Genomic DNA, 15,657 nt, shown 5'->3' with positions numbered 1-15,657 from the left:
TCGGCGTTAGGGACCCCCACTCCCATCCTTTTCGCACCCGACAAGAAACCGGTCCACCCCATGACCACCACCATCGAACTGGTCCCCGGTGTCCACGCCGGGTTCACCCGGCGCCACGGCAGCGGTTCCAGCGAGGCCCCCTACGACTCCCTCAACCTCGGCACCCATGTCGGCGACGATCGCGAAGCGGTCGCTGCCAACCGGGACGAGGCCGCGCGCGGGTTCGGCCTCGACCCCGCACGGGTGGTCTGGATGGACCAGGTGCACGGTGTGGAGGTCGCGGTTGCCCGTGGTCCCGGGGCGGTCGGGAGCGTTGACGCGGTGGTGACGGTCGAAACCGGTCTCGCCCTCGCGGTTCTGGTGGCGGACTGTCTTCCCGTGCTGGTCGCAGACCCGGGCACTGGTGTCATCGGGGCCGCCCACTCGGGGCGCCCCGGGACGGTCGGCAATGTGGCCGCGCAGCTGCTGGCCGCGATGGCCGGCCTGGGGGCCGACCCCGCACGGTGCACCGCGCTCCTGGGGCCCTCGATCTGTGGCGGGCACTATGAGGTGCCCGCCGAGCTGAAGGAAGAGGTGGTCCGAGCGGTCCCCGAAGCGGGCTGCACCACCTTCGCCGGCACACCCGGAGTGGATATTCGTGCCGGTGTGGCCGCCCAGCTGACCCGGCTCGGCGTCACCGTCCGCCACGACCGGCGCTGCACTCTGGAGGACCCCGCATTGTTCTCCTATCGGCGCGACGGACGCACCGGACGCTTTGCCGGCTATGTGTGGAGAGGCTGACATGGTCCAGGAGGCTGCCGACCGGCGCGCCGTGATCGCCGCCAATCTTCAGGTCGTGCGGGAGAGGGTCGCCGCAGCGTGCAAAGCGGCAGGGCGTTCACCGGACGAGGTTCGCATCATCGCGGTCACCAAGAATCATCCCGCCTCTGACGTGCGTATTCTCGCCGAACTGGGGATGGTGGACGTGGGGGAGAACCGGGACCAGGAAGCCGCCCCGAAAGCCGCAGAATGCGGTGATATCGATCTCAACTGGCATTTTGTGGGGCAATTGCAGCGGAACAAGGCGGCGTCGGTGGTGGGCTACGCTCACGTCGTCCATTCGGTGGACCGCGGACGCCTGGTCGAGGCATTGGCCGCGCGGTCGCGTGCCGCTGGGCGCGAGCTGAACTGTCTGGTCCAGGTCAACCTCGATCCCGACTCCGAACAAGGGGTCATCGGGCCGCGGGGAGGTGCCGATCCCGCCGATGTGCCGGACCTGGCCAAGGCGATCGCAGAGGCCGAGGGGATCGTGTTGGGCGGGGTCATGGCGGTCGCGCCGCGCGGGGCCGACCCGCGGGCGGCTTTTGATCGGTTGTACGAGGTCGCCGCTGTCGTTCGCTCTCGCTACCCTCGTGCCACGGCCATTTCCGCGGGCATGAGCGGGGACCTGGAGGCCGCCGTGGAACGGGGGGCGACACACCTGCGGATAGGTACGGCGTTGCTCGGCGATCGTGCGGCGATCGTGGGGTAATGTCCCCACATGGACCTTGGAGCCCATGGCCCTCGCCCGCGGGGTGAGCAGGGCATAAGCCAGCGATAAGTCATCTGCGGTAAATCACCACAGGGACGACGGAGGACAAGAGATGGCCGGCGCTATGCGCAAAATGGCGGTCTACCTCGGCCTCGTGGAGGACGACCGTTACGATCACCGCTATGCGGATGAATATGATGACTTCGATGACTTCGACGAGGGCATCGAGGACCGGCGCGACCGGGACCCCGAGTCCCGTCTCGACGCGCGTCCCGAGTCCGTGACAGAGCAGGGCGACTACGCCGTGTCTCCGAACGAACGACGAAACGTGACCGCAGTCGCGCCTGCCACCGCGGATCTCGCTCGAATCACCACACTGCATCCCCGGACGTACAACGAAGCGCGTACTATCGGAGAGCATTTCCGGGAAGGAATACCGGTGATCATGAACCTCACCGAGATGGTCAACAGCGACGCCAAGCGTCTCGTCAACTTCGCGGCGGGGCTCATCTTCGGGCTGCACGGCAGTATCGAGCGTGTAACCAACAAGGTCTTCCTGCTCTCCCCGGCTAATGTCGAGGTGACCGCGGAAGACAAGGCACGTATTGCTGAGCGAGGGTTCTTCAATCAGAGTTAGATCAGCACACACGTCCGGTGACGAGGCTGTCGGGGCGCGATTGTGAGTATTGTCCACGTACTGGGCACCCTTATGTACTGGGTCCTCAGTATCTACCTGCTCGTACTGATCGGGCGGATGGTGTTCAACCTGGTTCAGTCGTTCACCAGGTCCTGGGAACCCACCGGATTCGTGTTGGTTCTGGCCGAGACGGTCTATACGGTCACGGATCCGCCGTTGAGGTTCCTCGGTCGGTTTATCAAGCCGGTCCAGTTGGGGAGCATCCAGTTCGACCTGAGCTTTATGGTCCTCTTCCTCATCGTGGTGATCCTGAGGGCGATCGTAGCCCCGTACACGGTGTGAGGTCCAAGATGTCGGAAAGGTAAGCTCCGGTTCCGATACGTGGTCTTGGTCATGATCTGGATTGCCGTAAGGTCACGATCAGGTAGCGTCCCTACGGACAGAGTCCAAGCGCGCCAAGGAGACGAACATGCCGCTGACACCCGCGGATGTACGGAATAAACAGTTCAGTACCACCCGGCTACGGCCGGGTTATGACGAGGAAGAGGTCAACGCCTTCCTCGACGAGGTCGAGTCCGAGTTGGACCGCCTCATCCAGGAGAACGAGGAACTGCGCGGAAAGCTCGCGGAGTGCCTGCGCGGCAAGGTTCCGCCGGCTGGGATGAATGACTTCCAGCCCCAGGAACCCCAGATGATGCCCGAGCCGCAGCCCGAGCCGATGCGTCCGCCCGAGCCGATGCGTCAGCCGGAGCCGATGCGTCAGCCCGAGCCCATGCGTCACCCCGAGCCGGTCCAGTCCGTCGCGCCCATGGGCCTGCCCGGTGCAGAGGACAACATGGACACCGCCGCGCGCGTGCTGGCTCTCGCCCAGCAGACCGCCGACCAGGCGATCTCCGATGCCCGTCGCGAGGCCGACGACACCCTGGGCCGCGCCCGCCACGAGGCGGACGACATCCTGGGCAAGGCGCGCCGCCAGGCCGAGCAGATCGTCAACGAGGCCCGTGCGCGTTCGGAGAACCTGGACCGCGACGCCCAGGAGCGTCACCGCCAGGTCATGGGCACGCTGGTCGAGCAGCGCGACAAGCTGGAGCACCGCGTCGCCGGTCTCAAGGACTTCGAGCGCGAGTACCGCAGCCGCCTCAAGGACTACTTCGAGCGGCAGTTGCGTGAGCTGGCCGAAGGCGCCAACGAGCACAACAGCCCCAACAGCACGGGTGGTTTCCAGACCATGGCGCCCACCGGTGCCAACCCCTCGCTACAGCACTCCGGCGGCCCCGGCAGCGGTGCACCCGGTGGCAACCCGTTCGCTTCGCCCGAGCCCGCCCAGCACGGGGGCTACCACCCGGGTGAGCCCCACGACCGCCACTGAGCCGGCCAACCGCATTACGACAATGAGCTCCTCGAGTTCGTGAAAAGGCATCCAACCCGGTGATCATCATCTGCCTGGTCCTCGTCATCGCGGCATTCGTCGTGATCGGCGTGGCGCTGGCGCTCGCAGAGCTGACTCTGGTCTATATCGCGATCGGCATCAGCGGCCTGTCTGCTGTCCTGCTCGCGATAGAGTTCGTCCGCAACAGGAAGAACCTGTTCGGTGCGAAACAGCGCAGGGACCACCTGGTTTCGGATGCCGTGGGAGTGCTCGGGACGGACGGTTTGGGGAAGGCGTCCGTCCAAGCAGCTCCGGTTCCGGCGGTGATGTCCGCCGCAGACTCGAACCAGGAGGTCGGCAGCACCGGCACGACTGCACCCGCACCGGTTTCGCAACCGGTGCGGGCTGCCGCGTTTTCAGGGGAGTCCGCGGACCGTCCTCCTGCCGTACCCAGTTCCCTACCGTCCTGCGACGGCCACCCCGACCCGGTGGACGAGGACACGTCCGCCGTTGACTCCACTGCCGACGAGGTGGAGCCCGATTCCTCGCCGCCCGCCGAGGACGACTGCGCAACCGCAGATCTGGCGCGCAACGTCGCCAAGGCGGATGAACGGTCCGCAGACGTGACGAACGAATCGCTTGTTGATCTTCCCGGCGAAGGCGCTGCGCAGCCTCCGTCGCCAACCGGCTCCGCCGACGGGGCGACTGTCCCGCCTGCCGTCAACACCGCCGAAGACGGCGATGCCTCTCCTGCCGAAGCCGATACGGCAGGGGCGGCGGGAGACGAAGAACCGGCCGAAGCCGGCCTCATTGAAGCAGAGGACGACGCCCAGCCCGTCGAGGTGGATCCCTCTGCGACGGCTGACCCCGAGAAGGACGACGCCCAGCCCGCCGAGGCGGATCCCTCTGCGACGGCTGACCCCGAGAAGGACGACGCCCAGCCCGCCGAGGCCCAGGACACCGACGCCGATCCGCGGCCGCCAGCCGACGACGCGGCGCCGAAAGACGACGTCGGGCCCGCAGACGGCCCCGACGCCCCCTCCGCTGACGTGCCCGAGAAGGCCACGACGCTCAAGCACGCGGACCGCTAGCGCGGTACACGCCGGCCCACGACCCGACCCGGTCGGACTCCCGCCCACGCCGGCGGGCGTATACGGCAGCGGGCCGGCCGCCGAGGGGCGGACCCCGGCGACCGGCCCCGCGACACCGCTAGAACTTACGCAGCCATAGCGCCACTCCGAAGTCCGTGGAGGACACTTCGTGCGCGTTGCCGTTCGGTTTGCCCTCGGAGAGGGAGACCGCAAGGACTTCGCTGCCGATGGTTTCCGCGTGCTCGGTGATGGCCTCCCCCGTGGTGTCGTCGGTGGCCGACCACCACAGTTCGATCCGGTCGGAGATGTCCAGGCCGCTGGACTTGCGGGCATCCTGGACGAGGCGGACCACCTCGCGGGCGAGACCCGCCCTGCGCAATGCCGGGGTGAGCTCCAGGTCGAGGGCGACCGTCTCACCCGACTCCGTGGCGACCGCCCATCCCTCGCGGGGCTGCTCGGTGATCAGGACCTCCTCCGGATCCACGGTGACGTCTTCGCCCGCTACGTTGACCACGGCGGCCCCTTCCGCGCGCAGCCGCTCCACGAGGGCCTTGGCGTCTGCGGCTTGGATCGCCTTGGCCACCGGCGGCGTCCCCTTGCCGAACCGCTTGCCCAGTGCCCGGAAGTTCGGTTTGACCGAGTAGTCCACCAGGTCGCCGCCCACCACGGACAACGGGTCGAGTTCGAGGACGTTCAGTTCCTCCGTGATCTGGCCCCGGAGCTGCTCGGGCAGGTCACCGAATCCGGCCGCACCCACGAGGACCCTGGCCAGCGGCTGGCGCGTGCGCTGGCCGGAGTCCGCCCGCGCGGCCCGACCCAGTTCCACCAGGCGCCTGGTCAGAGCCATCTGCCCCGACAGTCCGGTGTCGATCAGCGACTCGTCGGCCACCGGCCACGCCGCGAGGTGCACCGATTCGGCTGCTTCGGGACGGCGCAATGCGTTCCACACGTGGTCGGTCAGGAACGGTACGATGGGCGCCATCAGGAGCGTGACTGTTTCCAACGCCTCGAACAGCGTCGCGAACGCCGCGGCGCCCTCGGGTGTGTTGGCCCCCGCCCAGAATCGGCGCCGCGAGCGTCGCACGTACCAGTTGGACAGGTCGTCCACGAACGCTGTGATGGCGCGTCCGGCCGCTGCCGGATCGAACCGCTCCAGCGCCGCGTCCACCGTCCGCACCAGGCTGTTCAGCTCGGAGAGCACCCAGCGGTCGATGAGCGGGCGCTGTGTCGGTTCGGGCGCCTCGGCGAGGCGGGAGTGGCTCCACGGGCGCTCGCCGGCACCGGCGTACAGGGTGAAGAAGGACGCGGTGTTGTAGTAGGTCAGCAGGACCTTGCGGACGATCTCCTCCAGTGCCGCGTGCCCGACCTTGCGCGGCATCCACGGTGAGCCGCTGGCCGCCATGAACCAGCGCAGCGCGTCTGCGCCGTGCCGGTCCATCACCGGCATCGGCTCCAGGATGTTGCCCAGGTGCTTGCTCATCTTGCGGCCGTCCTCGGCGAGGATGTGGCCCAGGCAGACCACGTTCTCGTAGGAGGACTCGCCGAAGACCAGCGTGCTCACCGTCATCATCGAGTAGAACCAGCCGCGGGTCTGGTCGATGGCCTCGCAGATGTACTGGCCCGGGAAATTCGCCTCGAAGGTTTCCAGGTTGCGGTGCGGTGCCCCCCACTGGGCGAACGGCATCGCACCGGAGTCGAACCACACGTCGATCACCTCGGGAACCCGGCGCGCCACCCGCTGCTCCAGTGGCAGGGAGGGGTCGGCCTCGGGGTCGGGGATGACGATGTCGTCCACATAGGGGCGGTGCGGGTCGAGGGCGGACAGGTCCTGGCCGCTCAGTTCGCCCAGTTCCTTGAGCGAGCCCACGCAGATCTGGCGGCCGTCGGGGAACTGCCAGATGGGGAGCGGCGTTCCCCAATACCGGCTGCGCGACAGGGCCCAGTCGATGTTGTTGCGCAGCCACTCGCCGTAGCGGCCGTCCTTGACGTTCTCGGGGACCCAGTTGGTACCGGCGTTCTGCTCCAGCAGCCGTTCCTTGATCTCGGTGGTGCGGATGTACCACGACGGCAGCGCGTAGTAGAGCAGTGCCGTGTGGCACCGCCAGCAGTGCGGATAGCTGTGCTCGTAGGCGACGTGGCGGAACAACAGGCCGCGTGCCTTCAGGTCGGCCACCAGCGGTTTGTCCGCGGCCTTGAAGAACAGGCCCCCGACCAGGTCCAGCTTCTCCTCGAAGGTTCCGTCGGCGCGGACCGGGTTCACCACCGGGAGTCCGTAGGCGCGGCACACCAGCATGTCGTCCGCGCCGAACGCCGGGGCCTGGTGCACCAGGCCGGTGCCGTCCTCCACCGTGACGTAGTCGGCCAGCACCACGAAGTGCGCGGGTGCCTCGAAGTCCACCAGTTCGAAGGGGCGGCGGTAGGACCACCGTTCCATCTGTGCCCCGGTGAAGCGCTCGCCGGTGAGAGTCCAGCCCTCACCCAGTGCCGCGCCGACCAGGGGTTCGGCTACGATCAACCGCTCGGTGCCGTCGCTGGCGACCACGTACTCCACATCGGGATGCACGGCGACAGCGGTGTTGGACACCAGCGTCCACGGGGTGGTCGTCCAGACCAGCAGCGAAGCCGCCGCGTCCCCCTCCGACAGCGGCCCGGAGGCCAGCGGGAAGCGCACGTAGACCGACGGGTCGGTCACGGTCTCGTAGCCCTGGGCGACCTCGTGGTCGGACAGGGTGGTGCCGCAGCGAGGGCAGTACGGGCTGATCCGGTAGTCCTGGGTCAGCAGACCCTTGTCCCAGATCTGCTTCAGGGACCACCACACCGACTCCACGTACTCGGGGTCCATGGTGCGGTACGCCTCGTCCATGTTGACCCAGTAGCCCATGCGCTCGGTCATCGCGGTGAAGGCGTCCACGTTGCGCAGCACCGACTCGCGGCAACGGGCGTTGAACTCGGCGACACCGAACTCCTCGATGTCCTTCTTGCCGGAAAGGCCGAGCTCCTTCTCCACCGCGACCTCGACCGGCAGGCCGTGGCAGTCCCAGCCCGCCTTGCGGTTGACGTGGAAGCCTTTCATCGTCTTGAAGCGCGGGAACACGTCCTTGAACACGCGCGCTTCGACGTGGTGCACGCCGGGCTGGCCGTTGGCGGTGGGCGGACCCTCGAAGAACACCCAGTTGGGGCCGCCCCGCGTCTGTTCGAGGGAACGATCGAAGACCTTCTGCTCCGACCATCGGCGCAGTACGTCGTGCTCCATCGCGGGGAGGTCGATCTGCGCGGGAAGAGCGGGGAGGGGCCGAGGGGCGTCGTCGGACACGGGGCGTACCTTTCTCCATCAGGAAAACTGGCCTGACGGAGGGACGAGGCCCGATTGACCCGGCCCCGCGGTACCACCCTCCTTGGAGGTGTCCTCCGAGCGAAGGAACACGTCCCACTTCGTTGCTGCCGCTGCCGGTTCTAGTGGGTGCTGAACCCGTTGGGGGTCCGCGCCTTTCCTCCGGCGGCTCAGGGGTGATCTTCCCGCACGGTCGTGCCCCCGGCTCGCACCAGTCCCGGGTCGCTCACGGTCGTGTCCGGCGCGGTACTCGTCCCCGTCTACGCCTTGCTGGAACAGAGGATAACGCACCTGGCAAGGCGCTCATGGCAGTTTTCGCCGGGTGACCGGGGCCACGGCATACTTGCGGCGAGACCGTGCGACGAACCATGTGATCAAGAGGAGCGCCTGACATGGCAGACACGACGCCCTTGCCGGGGAGCGTCCTGGTGGCACTGCAGGACAGGGAGGACGCCGAAGAGCTGGCCGAGCAGTTGGAGGACCAGGGCTACGAACCGTGCACGGTCGGCCGGGACCCACTGTCCGGGGGGAGCGAGGACACCGACTGGGTGATCGAGGTGCACACCGGTCCGCACGGCGGACCGGCCGCTCTGGACCAACCCCACCTCGATGCGCTGGCCCAGGACTACGACGGAAGCACTCGGGCCGGGTGATCCGTGCCGCCCGGGGCAGGCCGACCCGGATGAGCCCCCCACTACACTGGGGGTTTCGCGCGTTCCCCGATCCGCCGGACGCGCCGGCCAGTGCGCGAGACGCCCCCGGACGACCACTGCGTCCATTGGGCGCGACCACGCTTGAGGAGTTCCGCTGAACGACGTTGACCCCGACCGGGGCCCCGAGACCGCGCCCGCCGCGCGTCCGAGCAGGCCGCGCCGCTATGTGCTCCTGTTGTTGGCCATCGCGGTGGTCCTGGTGGTCGCGGACTTCGCCACCAAGGAAATCGCGCTCGCCAACTTCACCCCCATGGACCCTGTTGTCCTGTTCGGCGGGTTCCTGAAGTTGACGCTTGTGTTCAACCCGGGCGCGGCCTTCTCCATCGGAACCGGCATGACCTGGGTCTTCAGTCTGATCATGGTGGGTGTGATCGTCTACATCCTGCGGATCTCGGGCCGGTTGCGCAGTTTCGGCTGGACCGTGTCGCTTGGGTTGATCCTGAGCGGGGCCACCGGCAACTTCATCGACCGGGTCTGGCGACCCGACACCCGTGAGGTGTCGGCTGCCCTGACGGGGCCCGAGGCGGTCGGCACCTGGTCGGACCGCCTGTTCAGCCCGCCCGCGCCGTTGCACGGACACGTCGTGGACTGGATTCAGCTGCCCAACTGGCCGGTCTTCAACATCGCCGACTCCGCCATCGTGTGCGGCGGCATACTCGCGGTGGTGCTGGCTTTCCGCGGTATCAACATCGACGGCACCCGCGACGGGGCGGAGCCGGTTGCCGGCCCGGACGCCCCGCGCCCCACCACTGAGGAGAACGGTCGTGAGTGACCACCGCAGCCTGCCGGTACCCGACGGGCTCGAAGGCGACCGGCTCGATGCCGCCATCGCCCGCATGTTCGGGTTCTCCCGCACGCGCGCCGCCGAACTGATCGCCGAGGGAAACGTCCTGGTCAACGGGGGAGCGGCGGCCAAGTCCGACCGCGTGCAGGCCGGTTCCTGGCTGGATGTCGCGCTGCCTCCGCCCCCGAGTGCTCCGGTGCCGCGCGCGGAAGCCGTGCCCGGTATGCGTATCGTCCACGAGGACGCCGACATCGTGGTCGTGGACAAGCCCGTCGGGGTGGTCGCCCATCCCACTCTCGGATGGACCGGCCCCTCGATTCTTGAGGGGCTGCTGGCCTCGGGGGTGCAGTTGGCCACCAGCGGTGCGGCCGAGCGCCAGGGGATCGTCCACCGCCTCGACGCCAACACCACCGGCCTGATGGTGGTCGCCAAGAGCGAGACCGCCTACAGCGTCCTCAAGCGCGCCTTCAAGGAGCGCACAGTGGACAAGTACTACAACACGCTGGTCCAGGGGCATCCCGACCCGCTGCGCGGCACCATCGATGCGCCCATCGACCGCCACCCCGCGGGAGACGGCCGGTGGGCCGTCGTCGCGGGAGGACGCCCCTCGGTCACCCACTACGACACCATCGAGGCGTTTCGCGCGGCGAGCCTGCTGGAGGTCAAGCTGGAGACCGGCCGTACCCATCAGATCCGGGTGCACATGTCGGCCACCCGGCACCCGTGCGTGGGCGACCACCTCTACGGAGCCGACCCCACCCTCGCCGAGCGGCTCGGTGTGCGCCGCCAGTGGCTGCACGCGGTACGCCTTGCCTTCGACCACCCCACCGAGCACCGGCCGGTGAGTTTCGAGAGCCCCTACCCCGACGACCTGGAGCAGGCCCTGGCCGCTCTGCGCGAGGACTGACCCCGGTCGCGGCAGGAGGCCCCGTGCCCGCAGCCGGTGTCGGCGCAGGTGGATCCGAGGGCGAGCACATCATCAGCCCCGGTCGGCGTGCCCCTCGATCAGTTCCGACAGAGTGGTCTCGGGGCTGATGATGTCGGGGTCGGTGCGGCAGTCGATGAGCGTGGGGCCGTCGGCCTCCAGCGCCGCCCGCAGCGCCTTCTCCAGTTCTGCCGGGGTGGTGGCGGTGGCTCCCAGTGCGCCCAGGCCACGGGCATAGCCGGCCAGGTCCAGCGGCCCACTGATCTCCACCGCCGCGGTACGCCCCAATTCGCGGGCCTGGTGCATGGCGATGGTGCCGTAGAGCCCGTTCTGGAAGACCACGACCACGATGCGCTGTCCCAGCCGGGCTGCGGTCTCCAATTCCTGACCGGTCATCAGCAGCCCGCCGTCGCCGACCACCGCCACCACGGTGCGCTGGGGCTCGGCCAGTTTGGCGGCCACCGCGGCGGGCACCGCATAGCCCATCGCGCCGCTGGTGGGCCCCAATTGGGTGGCGGGTGCGCGGTAGGACCAGCCACGGTGCAGGAACGCCGCGAAGTTTCCCGCGTCGTTGGTCACCACGGTGTCCTCGGGCAGCAGCCAGCGCATGGTCTCCACCACCGCCCACGGGTGCAGCAGGCCCCCCGGGTGCTCGAACACCCCTGCCGGCGCGGTACAGGTGTCCACCCACGCCCCGTGGGCACGGGACCAGTCGCGTTGCTGCGGTTCCACCGGTACTTGCGCCAGCGCCGCCAATGCGCGCCCGCTGTCGGCGACCGCGCCCAGCCACACCTTGGTCACCGCTCCCACCTGGGCGGGGTCGATGTCGATCTGGGCGACCGAGGGCTCGCTGCCGGGAGCGCCGCTCTCGGGAAGCCGGTAGGTCTGGGTGGTGATCTCGCTCAGCCGCGAGCCCACCACCAGGACCGCGTCGGCCTCCTCGAGCGCGTTCAGCACGGGTTTGGGGCAGCCGAGTCCCAGATGCCCCAGGTACAGCGGATGGTCGTTGGGAAAGACGTCCTGTCGGCGAAACGAGGAGTACACCCCGGCCCGGAAGTGCTCGGCGGCGGCCACCAGCTCGTCTCGGGCCCACCGGGCGCCGCCGCCCGCGATGATGACCGGGCGCTCTGCGGCGGCCAGCCAACCCGCCAGTCGGTCCCGCTCGTCGTCCCCCAGCGCGGGGCGCGCCTGTCGCACCGTTCCCGCAAGCGCTGCCGGTTCCTCCACCACCTGGCCGAACAGGTCGGCGGGGACCGCGACGGCGACCGGTCCCGGACGGCCGGAGGTGGCGATCCGCACCGCCTGCGCGGTGGTCTGCGCCAGCCGGTCGGCACGGGTGACCGTCGTGGCCCATTTGGTGATGGGTGCGTAGAAGGCGGTCAGATCCACCTCCTGGAATGCCTCCCGCCCCAGGTTGTCCGTTTCCACCTGCCCCAGGAACACGATCATCGGGGTGGAGTCCTGCATCGCGGTGTGCACGCCCACCGCCAGGTTGGCGGCGCCCGGTCCGCGGGTTGCCGCGGCGACCGCGGGCACCCCGGTCAGTTTCGCGTCAGCCTCGGCCATGAACCCGGCACCGTTCTCGTGCCTGGTGGACACCAGGGTGATGGCGGGGTGGAGTTCCATGGCGTCGCTGAGTTCCAGGAAACTCTCGCCCGGAACGGTGTAGCAGCGCCGGATTCCGGCGGCGGCGAGCACGTCCACCACCTGCTGGGCGGCGGTCGAGGCGGGAAGCGGAGGCTTGGCCACAAGGGGTCCTTGTCCGTTGTCGTGATCCGTCGGTCCCCGTCCTCCTACCCACTCATCGATGGGGATGCATGAGCGGTGCGGCGGGTTGCGCCGAACCGTGCGCGACGCTGTCCCGAACGGTTCGGCGCGTCACTCACACCCCGAGCGCGCGAAGCCCCGCGGCGGTGCCTGCCGCGATCAGGACGACGAGCAGGAACGGGGCGCGCAGGAGCAGAGCCAGTACCGCCGTGGCCAGTGCGCACAGCCGGGGCACGTCCAGGACCAGCCGATCGCCTTCCGCGACGGCCTGCAGAGCGATGAGCGCGGCCAGTAGCGCGACGGGAACGGTCCTGGCGAACCTGCGCACCCACGGGTTGTCCAGCAGACGCCGAGGTGCGGCCAACCCCGCGTATTTGAGCAGGTAGCAGCCGATCCCGGTGGCGATTACGGCGATCCACAGCGTCATCGGGAGTCCTCCTGGCCGGTCGGTCCGGCGGGGGAGGGCGAGTCCAGCGCGATGAGCGCTGCCGCGGAGGCCAGCAGGACGGGAACCCCGGGCGGCAGGAACGGGGTGGCGGCCAGTGCGATCGCCGCTCCCAGCACGCCGACGAGAAGGGTGCGTCCGCCTTCCATCAACCGTGGCCACAGCAGGGCCAAGAAGATCGCGGGCCCGACCGCGTCCAGTCCGAAGGCGTTGGGGTCGCCGATCCGCTCGGTGGCCAGCGCTCCGACCAGGGTGGTGGCGTTCCACAACAGGAACAGGACCGCGAAGGTGGTGGTGAAGCCCGCCCGCGCGTCCGAGCGCCCGTGCTGGGCCAATGCCACGGCACTGGTCTCGTCGATGACTCCCTGAGCGGCGATCAGGCGCCTGGCACCGCGCCAGTCCAGGAGGTCGGCGAGGCGCAGTCCGTAGAGGGTGTTGCGGGTGCCCAGCAGCAGGGCGCCCAGCGTGCCGGCCACCAGGCTGCCGCCGCCCGCGATCACGCCGACCAGCGCGAACTGGGAGGCCCCGGTGAAGGCGAGCAGACTCAAGGCGCATGTCTGGGCCACCGAGAGCCCCGCGGTGACGGCGGTTGTGCCGAAGGCGAGTCCGGAGAACCCCACGGCCAGGCCCACACCGAGCCCGTCCCGTACGGGCGCCCTGTTCAGCAGGGCGATGCCGGGGGAAGCAGAAGAGAATCGATTCACGGAAACCGACCTTAGGCACAACGGCCCGCTCCGGTCTTGAACGTTATTGCGCCCCTGCATCCGGGCGGAACACCCCGCGCCGGAAGGCTCCCGGGGGGACCCCTACGTGCCGTTTGAAGTGTCGGGTCAGGTGGGACTGGTCGGCGAACCCGACACGTGCGGCCACCTCCGCCGGTGTGTCCCCTTGGGAGAGCAGGGTGCGGGCCCGGTGGACCCGCTGCTGGTTGAGCCAGGCGTGCGGCGGCAGACCGTAGGTGTTTCTGAATGCTCGCAGCAGTGCGAAGGGCGATACCTGCGCGGTTGCGGCCAGTTCCTCCAGGGCCGGCGGGTCCAGGAGTCGTTCGCCCAGGAGGTCGGCGGCCAGTACTGCGGCGCGCGCGGAGGGGAGCGCTGCCTCGGGGCGTCGGATCGCGGCGCGTGCGTGCCGCCGAACCAGCAGGTCCAGTGCGATGCGGGTCAGTGATGAGGCCGCCAGCGAGTCGCCGCCTTCGGCCGCCTGGTGGGCCATGCGCACGAGCGAGGCCGCCTCCGGGTCCACCACCCGGGAGTCCCGGTAGGAGAAGGTACCCGTGATCCCGGCCTCCGCGGCGACCTCTCCTATCAGTTCCCGGCTCGGGTACAGCACCCGGTAGCTCCAGCCCTCGGGGATCCCGGCCTGTCCGGTGTGTGGCTCCCAGGCGTCCACCAGGCCGAGGTCGCCGGGGCCGACGCGGTGCAACTGCCCCCGGTAGCTGTACTCCTCGACACCGGATTCGATCAGGGCGACCGTGTAGGTGTCGTGGACGTGGCGGGTGAAGGTGTGCCGCACGAATCGGGCGCGCAACAGGTCCATCCCGGGTAATCCGGGGTGGCGCCAGTAACGGGCGTGCTCGGCAGTGGGCATGGTACCAGCCTAGGTGGCCGGTGGCCGGTGGCTCCGCGCGGGCCGTCGCGGTGGTGCCGTCGGTGAGGGAAACGCGGACGGGGCCGGTCTCCAGTGACGGTTCGAGGTGTCCGCTATGGTCGGCGACGTGTTGGACATCGTTGTCGCCGAGAGCGACCAGGACCGGGCCATTGTCTTCGCCATCCGTGGAGCCGTCTTCGTGGCGGAGCAGCAGGTGCCGATCGAGGAGGAGTGGGACCACCGTGACACGGAAGCCGACCACTTCCTGGCCCGTTTGGACGGGGTCCCGATCGGGGCGGGGCGGTTGGTCGTCGTGGACGGTCGCGGCCTGCTCGGCAGGCTTGCCCTGCTGCGTCATGCACGCGGTACGGGAGCGGGAGCGGCGGTGGTGCGTGCCATCGAGGAACGCGCGGTGCTGCGGGGACTGACCGAGATGGAACTGCATGCCCAGACCCATGCCCTCGGGTTCTACGAGCGGCTCGGATACACCGCCTACGGGCCGGAATTCGACGATGCGGGAATCGCACACCGGCACATGTCCAAAAAGCTGGGCTAGCCACCGGTACGCGGAGGTCCTCCATCGGGCGGCAGGAGCGGGGAGCCGTCGCCCCCACTCTTAACCGAATGTTATTCGGTTTGAGGGAGGGGGTGCCGACCTGCGAAACTACCACCGAGTATCATTCGGTTTCGGTGTCACCGTCCCGTCGTGCCATCACCCCGTGCCAACAGAACTGATGAGAACCCCTATGACCGTTGACGCGCAGCCGATCGCGAAGCTTTCCGACCTCGGCGACCTCGGTTTCGCCGTCGTCGAGCACAGCGAGCTCCCCGCAGAGCTTCTGGACCTGGTTGACCAGGTGCGCGGTCTGGTGCACGCCGTGGCCCGGACCCAGGCCGACACCGCAGTCCTCGCCGGGGCCGCCCGGACGGTGGCCGCGCTCACCGAGCAGCTCGGCGCCGATCCGCGCCCGCTGGGAACCATGGTCCGCCGGACCTGGCCCGACGGCCACACCGAATACGGCACCCTGTCCAACATCGTGGCCGGCCCCGCCAATCCGTTGGCCCCGCCCCTGGAGCTGGTCCGTGACGGCGAGGAGGTGCGCGCCGAGGTCACCCTCAACGGACTTTACGAGGGGCCGCCCGGACTCGTCCACGGCGGATGGGTCGCCGCCCTGCTGGACCAGGCACTGGGCTCCGCGTCCTCGATGACGGGGCGCCCGAGTCTGACCGCCAACCTCGACGTCAACTACCGCAAACCCACCCCCATCGGCGCCGAACTGACCGTCGCCGCGCGAATCACCGGCATCGAGCGCCGCAAGGTCTTCGTCTCCGCCGAGATCCGCCACCACGGTGTGGTCACCGCAGAGGGCACCGCGGTCATGCTCCAGATAGCCGTGTCGCGTTCCTGACCGGCCGTAAGCGGGGACAGGCGGGTTTCATGGTCAAAATCATGCCCGGTCGGCCCCGACCCCGGCGCGCGATCACCGTCCGGTCCGAT

At 69.0% G+C, this 15,657-nt stretch carries 16 protein-coding genes; 11 read left to right on the top strand and 5 right to left on the bottom strand.

What is annotated here, in order from left to right; translation table 11 throughout:
* Positions 1-60: 60 nt before the first annotated feature.
* The 6 genes from pgeF to AC0VYP_RS16070 all read left to right on the top strand — a co-directional run bounded on the left by pgeF (position 61) and on the right by AC0VYP_RS16070 (position 4,607).
* Entirely contained in the window at positions 61-780 is a 720-nt protein-coding gene (gene pgeF, locus AC0VYP_RS16095; RefSeq protein ID WP_475470491.1) for a peptidoglycan editing factor PgeF, read from the top strand.
* Position 781: 1 nt separating this feature from the next.
* On the top strand, positions 782-1,510 hold the full coding sequence (locus tag AC0VYP_RS16090) for a YggS family pyridoxal phosphate-dependent enzyme (protein ID WP_285756840.1): 729 nt from the start codon (positions 782-784) through the stop codon (positions 1,508-1,510).
* A gap of 112 nt (positions 1,511-1,622) precedes the next feature.
* On the top strand, positions 1,623-2,147 hold the full coding sequence (locus AC0VYP_RS16085) for a cell division protein SepF (protein WP_475470489.1): 525 nt from the start codon (positions 1,623-1,625) through the stop codon (positions 2,145-2,147).
* Positions 2,148-2,219: 72 nt separating this feature from the next.
* Positions 2,220-2,489 (top strand): YggT family protein, encoded by a 270-nt coding sequence (locus tag AC0VYP_RS16080; RefSeq protein WP_432707429.1) that lies wholly within the window; start codon positions 2,220-2,222, stop codon positions 2,487-2,489.
* 127 nt (positions 2,490-2,616) lie between these two features.
* On the top strand, positions 2,617-3,516 hold the full coding sequence (locus AC0VYP_RS16075) for a DivIVA domain-containing protein (RefSeq protein ID WP_475470487.1): 900 nt from the start codon (positions 2,617-2,619) through the stop codon (positions 3,514-3,516).
* 59 nt (positions 3,517-3,575) lie between these two features.
* Positions 3,576-4,607 carry a hypothetical protein gene (locus AC0VYP_RS16070; RefSeq protein WP_475470485.1) on the top strand — a complete coding sequence of 344 codons (1,032 nt, stop codon included), beginning with the start codon at positions 3,576-3,578 and terminating at the stop codon, positions 4,605-4,607.
* 118 nt (positions 4,608-4,725) lie between these two features.
* On the opposite strand, the gene ileS is transcribed toward AC0VYP_RS16070, so the two are convergent.
* Complete coding sequence (gene ileS / locus AC0VYP_RS16065; RefSeq protein ID WP_475474266.1) at positions 4,726-7,860, bottom strand: isoleucine--tRNA ligase; 3,135 nt, start codon at positions 7,858-7,860, stop codon at positions 4,726-4,728.
* Positions 7,861-8,330: 470 nt separating this feature from the next.
* On the opposite strand from ileS, the gene AC0VYP_RS16060 reads away from it, so the two are divergent.
* From AC0VYP_RS16060 to AC0VYP_RS16050, 3 genes are all read left to right on the top strand, one after another.
* Positions 8,331-8,591 (top strand): hypothetical protein, encoded by a 261-nt coding sequence (locus AC0VYP_RS16060; RefSeq protein WP_475470483.1) that lies wholly within the window; start codon positions 8,331-8,333, stop codon positions 8,589-8,591.
* A gap of 226 nt (positions 8,592-8,817) precedes the next feature.
* Complete coding sequence (locus AC0VYP_RS16055) at positions 8,818-9,423, top strand: signal peptidase II (RefSeq protein WP_285756833.1); 606 nt, start codon at positions 8,818-8,820, stop codon at positions 9,421-9,423.
* The gene (locus tag AC0VYP_RS16050) at positions 9,416-10,342 is read left to right on the top strand and encodes an RluA family pseudouridine synthase (RefSeq protein WP_475470482.1); all 927 of its coding nucleotides are present in this window, start codon (positions 9,416-9,418) and stop codon (positions 10,340-10,342) included. The genes AC0VYP_RS16055 and AC0VYP_RS16050 overlap by 8 nt, the downstream gene beginning before the upstream one ends.
* Before the next feature lie 72 nt (positions 10,343-10,414).
* On the opposite strand, the gene AC0VYP_RS16045 is transcribed toward AC0VYP_RS16050, so the two are convergent.
* The 4 genes from AC0VYP_RS16045 to AC0VYP_RS16030 all read right to left on the bottom strand — a co-directional run bounded on the left by AC0VYP_RS16045 (position 10,415) and on the right by AC0VYP_RS16030 (position 14,159).
* A complete protein-coding gene (locus AC0VYP_RS16045) occupies positions 10,415-12,109 on the bottom strand; it encodes a thiamine pyrophosphate-dependent enzyme (RefSeq protein ID WP_475470480.1) in 1,695 nt (564 codons plus the stop codon).
* A 133-nt stretch (positions 12,110-12,242) separates the two neighbouring features.
* Positions 12,243-12,554 carry an AzlD domain-containing protein gene (locus AC0VYP_RS16040; RefSeq protein WP_475470478.1) on the bottom strand — a complete coding sequence of 104 codons (312 nt, stop codon included), beginning with the start codon at positions 12,552-12,554 and terminating at the stop codon, positions 12,243-12,245.
* The gene (locus AC0VYP_RS16035; RefSeq protein ID WP_475470477.1) at positions 12,551-13,276 is read right to left on the bottom strand and encodes an AzlC family ABC transporter permease; all 726 of its coding nucleotides are present in this window, start codon (positions 13,274-13,276) and stop codon (positions 12,551-12,553) included. The genes AC0VYP_RS16040 and AC0VYP_RS16035 overlap by 4 nt, the downstream gene beginning before the upstream one ends.
* A gap of 43 nt (positions 13,277-13,319) precedes the next feature.
* Positions 13,320-14,159 (bottom strand): helix-turn-helix transcriptional regulator, encoded by an 840-nt coding sequence (locus tag AC0VYP_RS16030; RefSeq protein ID WP_285756828.1) that lies wholly within the window; start codon positions 14,157-14,159, stop codon positions 13,320-13,322.
* A gap of 115 nt (positions 14,160-14,274) precedes the next feature.
* Between AC0VYP_RS16030 and AC0VYP_RS16025 the strand changes: the two genes are divergently transcribed.
* Together AC0VYP_RS16025 and AC0VYP_RS16020 are read left to right on the top strand one after the other, a co-directional pair.
* Positions 14,275-14,715, top strand: a complete 441-nt coding sequence (locus AC0VYP_RS16025) for a GNAT family N-acetyltransferase (protein ID WP_285756827.1) — start codon at positions 14,275-14,277, stop codon at positions 14,713-14,715.
* 190 nt (positions 14,716-14,905) lie between these two features.
* Positions 14,906-15,568, top strand: a complete 663-nt coding sequence (locus AC0VYP_RS16020; protein ID WP_475470475.1) for a PaaI family thioesterase — start codon at positions 14,906-14,908, stop codon at positions 15,566-15,568.
* Positions 15,569-15,657 lie beyond the last annotated feature (89 nt).

The organism is Nocardiopsis sp. iso_186 (assembly GCF_056173365.1).
The sequence above is the reverse complement of the archived record's forward strand: the minus strand, read 5'-3'. Positions and strand labels throughout refer to the sequence as shown.